Raw genomic sequence first — 6447 nt, 5'->3', positions numbered from 1 at the left:
GCTTCTGCCTTTTGAAAGATCTGGTAGAGCATCCCTCGTGCCTTGCTGATGTAAGAATCGGAGCGGCCATTGCGCCGCATCCCTTTCAGAAAGTTTTCGATGTCGATGGGGCGTATGACGGTCAAGGGGCAATGGTAAAATCCCTCTTTGAGCATTTTCAGGCAGTATTTGTAGCTTTCCTGTGTCGTGGGAGCGATATTATCCTTGTGACCCTCGAACCATGTATCTGCCCAATCCTCGAAGTACAGAATCGTGTCCAGCTGGACACCGCTGATAAGCGCATGTACGGCGGCAAATGCCGCCTTGAAATCAGATGGGTTCGGTGTCCTGCTCGTCCGGGGCTTCGCCCTCATCCGGCATATCGGTAGGGATCTCAAAATCGCCCTTGTCCTCGGTGTAGTTTGCATCGGGGTCAAGGGCTTCTTTTTCGGCCTGCTTTTTCTGCTTCTGCCTTGCGAAAGCGTAGAAGCCGCCGCCTGCTGCCAGTGCAATCAGCACCACCACACCCAAAAAGCCGGATGCGATCTTTGTGACCTTATTTTCCGTGGGCTGTTCTGTGCCGGATGCCGCTGCTTCTTCGGCGGCTTTCTTGGCTTCTTCCTCGGCTTTCAGCTTGTCCTGCTCTGCCTGTGCCGCCGCTTCCTTTTCAGCGGTATAAGCGTTTGCATATACCTTGATACTTTGGATCAGTTTGTGAAACACACGCTGCACATCCACTGGTATATCCGGTACATGGACGACATTATTATCGTCGGGCACGACAAGCAGGAGCTTGCCAGAATCCGGGATGAGATCGGAGCATTCCTGCGCCGGGAGCTAAATTTGGCCTTGAACAGAAAAACCAGCATCCAGCCATTGAAGCAGGGCGTGGAGTTTGTAGGAATGAAGGTGTGGCCGACACACCGCCGCCTACGACACGCCACAATCCGAGGCATTAAGCTGCGGCTGTCGCAAGTGCTGGCGGAATATGAGGAAGGAAAGATCACGGAAGAATCCGTTGAAAGAACCATCGGGAGCTATCGCGGTGTTCTGAGCCATTGCGAGTGCATGAGCTTGCGGCATAAGCTAAATCAAACGTATGGGAAATTCTACGAGATCAAGAAAGAACGAGGTGAAAAAGAACATGGCAATCAAGACGTACAGTTTGAAGAAGGATGGGAAGACCTATCTGGCACCCTGCTTTCAGGTTAAGGAATTTGTCTGCAAGGCATCTGATACCATCCTGATATCCGAAGTTTCAGGAAAAGCTTCAGGTGTGCAAAGATTTGTTGCACGGCTTTGATTTCAGCGGTTTTATTGGCGGTTCGCCGCTGGTCATGGCAAAACTGGTGACAGGCGGTGTGAACTTTGTGCTGGATGCAAAAGCACCCAAGCGGAAGGACTTGTTCCTGCGAGAAGCGATGCTGCTGAAGCAGTCGCACTCCCTGTGCTCCAGCATGACCACAGAACAGGAGCGTCATGAAGCTGCCTACATGGAAGCCGCGTGTTCTACCGTTGTAAAAATCACCTACGGCGGCAGCGGCGGAAAGACGCTCTCGTTGAAAGAAATTAACGCCCAAATCAACGCGCTTCTGAAAGCGAGTATCCAGAGCCAAGGTGTGATAAGCCTGTTTGACAGCAAGCAAACCGATGAAAATATCAGCTTGTTTGACCCGGCGGTGCTGGATGAAATCTCCAAAATGAAAGAAAAGAACATTGCCGTAGAAATTTTGAAAAAACTTATGGCAGAGCAAGTTTCACTGTATAAACGGACAAATGTTGTGCAGTCTCAGAAGTTTTCAGAAAAGATTACATAGTTGATGAACTCTTACTACAATGGCTTGATTACAAACGAGGAGGTCATCAAGGAACTTCTGAAAACGGCACAGGAGATTACAGAACTGTATAACAACGGTAAAAAGCTGGGCTTGACGCAGGAAGAACTGGCTTTTTACGATGCTCTGACAAAGCCGGAAAACATAAAGGACTTCTATCAAAATAATGAATTGATTGACTTGACCAGAGAACTTACGGAAATGCTGCGCAAAAATCGGACGATAGACTGGCAGAAAAAAGAAACTGCCCGTGCGAGTATGCGTAAGATGGTGAAGCACTTGCTGAAAAAATATAAGTATCCACCGGAAGATTATGATACAGCAATCAGCACGGTTATCAGCCAGTGCGAGATGTGGACAGATAACATGACAGCGTAAAATGCGAGAAATATTGTTGATTTCCTCTTGACAATACATAGTCCAACTCTTAAAATGATTTTAGAGAATACTATTATTGAAAATACGAAAGGCTGTTTTATGGGAAAGATGATCTTAGATGACCTCCGCAAGCGTCTGGAACGTCTGGATGAAGATGCTGACCTGATGATCGACAACAATGACCGATATCAGATGGTGATTGTGGGCGGCAGTGCGTTTATTTTGTTGGGCAAGCTGACCCGCGCTACCCATGATATTGATGCCTTGAGCGTTCCGAAAGAACTGTACAGTTTGCTTGGCAAGTACGACATCAACACCGATGTGGAAGCCTACATCGACAATTTCCCGTATAACTTCCAAGACCGGCTTCAGCCGCTACCCTTTGGTGGTACAAAGGTGCAGTTCTATACACCCAGTCTGGAGGACTTGGTGATTGCAAAGCTGTGCTCTTTCCGGGACACCGACAAGGCAGACGTAGAGAGCGAGGCTGTGCGGAATTCGTTGGATTGGGATTTGCTGGAACACCTTGCAACGGATGAGGATGAGTTGAGAGCCAGCATCTTGAACGACTGGCGGTATCGGGATTTTTATATCCGTTATCAGGAGTATGTGGAGAGGTGGAGACCATGCGAAAGCTGACATTTGAGGGTTTCTTGAAGCAGTATGTGGCAGAGCTTGCCGGGATGCAGACGGCAAGCGTCCATAAGCTGGCGGATTGTCTGAACGAAAATCCCCGCCTGAAAGAACCGCTGTTTCTCTATGCGCTGGCCTTTGATAAAGTGGATTTGCTGCTCCGCTACACCGCAAACAGCACGATTGCTGCGGAATATGAGCAACTTTCTAATCTCTATTCGCTGGAGCAAATGCTGGTGCTTCTTGAAAAGCAATCATCAGAACTGCCGGAAGGCTATCGGAAAGTCTGGCGCAGCTATTGCTCGGTGCGGGATGCCGCCCTTGCAGACAATGACACAAAAGAGTTGATCCATCGTCGGGTATTGGAACTTCAGCAAAAAAAGAAACTGACGAATTATCGCCTTTACACAGACTTGAAGCTGAATCCGGGCAATGTGAATGCATGGCTCAAACACAACGATTCCAGCAAAATGAGCCTCGACTGTGCACGGCAAATTTATAAATATGCGAAAAACTATCAGATGGCAAACTGAGAGGAAAATGCAAAATGTATAGACCTGAAAATTTATCAATAGATGGAACAAGATTTTTGGGAAGATGGAATGGTATAGTTCCAGTGTATGATGTGTTTACAATGCAAGGATTAAATGCAATTGTTGGGTGTGTAAAACACAATAATGCAGCGTATGGTACCGTTCTGTATAGAGGGCAAACAGAACTACATCCTAAATTGATACCGAGTATTTTACATGGAAATCCTGATAGAGAGGAAAGAAAAAGACGAGAAAAAGAAGTCAATTTATATGTGAAAAATATTCTAAGTGATACCCTAATGCAAGGAACACTCCACTTCGGAGATGATCTTGAGGAACGAGCTAATTATAAGAAAATTGTAGTTGAGGCAATGCTACAACACTACGGTGTAAGAACATACTGCCATGACTTTGTTGATAACCACTGGACTGCATTATGGTTCTCTTTATATGAATTAAAGAAAGAACGGGAAAAAGACCAAAGTAAGAAAACAGATTATTATAATTATTACTATCAAAAAAGAAAGCCTTTTTTAAACAAAAAATGTCCGAAACCAGCTTGTTTGGAACTTGATGCGGTAAAAAAAGTACAGTTGCCAGATGAACCGGATTATGAAGATGAAACTGATCCTGAATTTGAAAAGTGCAATGCATATAAAAATCTAATTAAAATTGAAAATTCCGATGAAAAGGAGAAAAAACTTGAACATGCGCGACAAGTTAGAATAACCGGAATAAAGAGCAGAAACGAACGGAAAAGAGAAAACTGGGAAAAGCAGAAGCAAAGTATAAAGCTAAGGAATAACGAGGCACAATTGCAATATGAACGAGACAAGTGCTCAAATATTTCATATGCATATCTTATCTTATATGTTGCGGACACACAAGGAGAGTGTTTTAGAGGTGTGTATGCGGGAACGGAAACGATGACGATAGATTTAAGAAAAGCTCTTCCGTCAGTGATTTTGAGACCATGTGCGCAACACGGTTGGATAGTAAAAAAGTTGTCCAGAGATGGCGACTTAAGCCGGAATGTGTCATGCGTACTTAGAATGCAAGTCGATTTGGTTGATAGAATGTTAGGTAACGGAGAATTGGTTCAACAGAAAAACTTCTTTCCTTCAATCAAAGAAGATAGCGGATATAGAATTTTACTTGGGCGCGAACAGATTGCACCATTTGGAAATCCGAAACACAAATCGAAAAAGGATGAGCCATCACTATTTCCGTATTCTACATTCCAACATTATATCGAAAAATAGACAACAGGAGATGTGAAATATGACCGCCGTAATCTACGCCCGCTATTCCAGCGATAACCAGCGTGAAGAATCTATCGAGGGGCAGATTCGGGAATGCACGGCCTATGCGGAAAAGAACGGTATCACGGTCATCAAACACTACATTGACCGTGCATTCTCTGCAAAAACGGACAATCGCCCGGAGTTCCAGCAGATGATCAAAGACAGCGGCAAGAAGCTGTTTGATGTTGTTCTCGTCTGGAAATTTGACCGCTTTGCCCGAAACCGTTTTGATAGCGCAAATTACAAGATGATCCTGAAAAAGAACGGTGTCCACCTGATTTCCGTTATGGAACCCATTGCTGAGGGTTCACAGGGCATTCTGGTGGAAACCCTTCTGGAAGGTATGGCGGAATACTATTCCGCAGAGCTGTCCGAAAAGGTGATTCGCGGTCAGACCGAGAACGCTTTGAAAGGAAAGTGCACTGGCGGTACGGGAACTATCGGCTATAAAATCGACGAGGACAAGTTTTATCATCTTGACCCGCTGACCTCGCCGCTGGTGTTGGAAGCCTTTCAGCGGTATGACAACGGCGATAAAATGGTGGAGATCGTAAACTTCCTCAACGACAAGGGTGTCCGCAATATGCAGGGCGGCAAAATGACCCACAGCAGCGTGAACACCATGTTGAAGAACCGTCGTTACATTGGTGAATTGTCTTTCCGGGATATCGTTGTGCCGGATGCGATTCCGGCTATCGTTCCGAAAGACCTTTTTGACCGGGTGCAGAAGCGTATGGATAAGAACAAGCGTGCCCCTGCCTGTGGCAAAGCAGACGAGGAATATCTGCTGACCACCAAGCTGTTCTGCGGCAAATGCGGTGCGCTGATGTTCGGCGAAAGCGGAACCAGTGCTACCGGGCGCACCTACTATTATTATAAATGCGCCAACGTCAAACGGCGTAAGGGCTGCAACAAAAAGACCGTGCAGAAGGACTGGCTGGAAGATCTGGTTGTTCGGGAGACCATGAAGCTGATTCAGGACGATGCGGTGATCGACAAGATCGTTCAATTGGTCATGGATGTCCAGAATCAGGAGAACACAACGATCCCGCTGCTGGAAAAGCAACTGCGAGAGGTCAACAAAAAGCTGGACAACCTGATGAAGGCGATAGAGGACGGCTTGTACACCCGGACAACGAAAGAGCGTCTGGAAGCGCTGGAAAGCCAGAAAGATGAGTTGACTGTAAAAATCGCAGATGAAAAATTGAAGAAGCCAAGCTTCAATGAGGATTTCATCCGATTCTGGCTGATGAAATTTAGAAAGTTTGATATTTCGCAGAAAAAACAGCGGAAAGCACTGATTGAAATCTTTGTAAATGCCATTTTCCTGTACGATGACCGGATGCTGATTACGTTCAACTACAAGGGTGGCACCCAAACCGTCCGTTTTGAGGACACTTTGACCGCTGATTCGGCGGAGGAAAAAAGTTTGGATTTGTCCAGCTCTGCTGGACCATAAATCCAACGATTTCACGTTAGAAATCGTTGGATTTTTTTGTTTGTGGGCTGACCTCATTTGGCTTTGACCACAATTTTGACCACAATGCCAAAGATTTTATCTGGTCTAATTAGTGCTGTTCCGTCCAATTTTCAGGCCGAAAACGCCTCGCTGAACAACTGGATCGCACTCTGCCGAATGGATTCCTGAACATGGAGATAATGCTCAGTCATCTCGGTGTCGGCGTGGCCTACGATGCTCTGGATGGTCTGAATGTCCACGCCCAATGCCTGCATCTGCGACACATAGGTGTGGCGGCAGCTGTGCGGTGTGAGCAAGCGGACATC

6 protein-coding genes and 3 pseudogenes are annotated in these 6447 nt (G+C 46.2%); 6 read left to right on the top strand and 3 right to left on the bottom strand.

From position 1 onward, the window contains the following. Both DWY95_RS16605 and DWY95_RS16600 read right to left on the bottom strand, forming a co-directional pair. A pseudogene (locus tag DWY95_RS16605) lies at positions 1-353 on the bottom strand (N-terminal phage integrase SAM-like domain-containing protein); the annotation flags it as partial. After that, positions 310-666: pseudogene (locus DWY95_RS16600) on the bottom strand (hypothetical protein); the annotation flags it as partial. The pseudogenes DWY95_RS16605 and DWY95_RS16600, both read right to left, overlap by 44 nt. A gap of 66 nt (positions 667-732) precedes the next feature. Between DWY95_RS16600 and DWY95_RS17155 the strand changes: the two are divergent. From DWY95_RS17155 to DWY95_RS16570, 6 genes and pseudogenes are all read left to right on the top strand, one after another. Next, the gene (locus DWY95_RS17155; protein ID WP_158577584.1) at positions 733-1191 is read left to right on the top strand and encodes a hypothetical protein; all 459 of its coding nucleotides are present in this window, start codon (positions 733-735) and stop codon (positions 1189-1191) included. A 35-nt stretch (positions 1192-1226) separates the two neighbouring features. Beyond that, a pseudogene (locus DWY95_RS16590) lies at positions 1227-2192 on the top strand (DUF3387 domain-containing protein); the annotation flags it as partial. A 99-nt stretch (positions 2193-2291) separates the two neighbouring features. After that, positions 2292-2831, top strand: a complete 540-nt coding sequence (locus DWY95_RS16585) for a DUF6036 family nucleotidyltransferase (RefSeq protein ID WP_117476688.1) — start codon at positions 2292-2294, stop codon at positions 2829-2831. Positions 2832-2845: 14 nt separating this feature from the next. Next, positions 2846-3358, top strand: coding sequence for a transcriptional regulator (locus tag DWY95_RS16580; RefSeq protein ID WP_243082889.1), 513 nt, complete (start codon positions 2846-2848; stop codon positions 3356-3358). A 14-nt stretch (positions 3359-3372) separates the two neighbouring features. Then, positions 3373-4620 carry an FRG domain-containing protein gene (locus DWY95_RS16575; protein ID WP_118554323.1) on the top strand — a complete coding sequence of 416 codons (1248 nt, stop codon included), beginning with the start codon at positions 3373-3375 and terminating at the stop codon, positions 4618-4620. Between the two features lie 19 nt (positions 4621-4639). Continuing rightward, entirely contained in the window at positions 4640-6121 is a 1482-nt protein-coding gene (locus DWY95_RS16570; protein WP_118554322.1) for a recombinase family protein, read from the top strand. A gap of 131 nt (positions 6122-6252) precedes the next feature. Here the strand turns inward: DWY95_RS16570 and DWY95_RS16565 are convergent. Next, the coding region (locus tag DWY95_RS16565; protein ID WP_147365987.1) for a tyrosine-type recombinase/integrase at positions 6253-6447 on the bottom strand (195 nt) is incomplete at its 5' end.

It is taken from the genome of Faecalibacterium sp. AF28-13AC (assembly GCF_003478405.1).
Taxonomy (GTDB): Bacteria; Bacillota; Clostridia; order Oscillospirales; family Ruminococcaceae; genus Faecalibacterium; species Faecalibacterium prausnitzii_E.
This window is presented reverse-complemented; position numbering and strand designations above follow the sequence as displayed.

Excerpts from the sequence above, each read along its gene's own strand:
- DWY95_RS17155 (WP_158577584.1), top strand. The coding sequence starts at position 733 with ATGGACGACATTATTATCGTCGGGCACGACAAGCAGGAGCTTGCCAGA.
- DWY95_RS16585 (WP_117476688.1), top strand. The coding sequence starts at position 2,292 with ATGGGAAAGATGATCTTAGATGACCTCCGCAAGCGTCTGGAACGTCTG.
- DWY95_RS16575 (WP_118554323.1), top strand. The coding sequence starts at position 3,373 with ATGTATAGACCTGAAAATTTATCAATAGATGGAACAAGATTTTTGGGA.
- DWY95_RS16570 (WP_118554322.1), top strand. The coding sequence starts at position 4,640 with ATGACCGCCGTAATCTACGCCCGCTATTCCAGCGATAACCAGCGTGAA.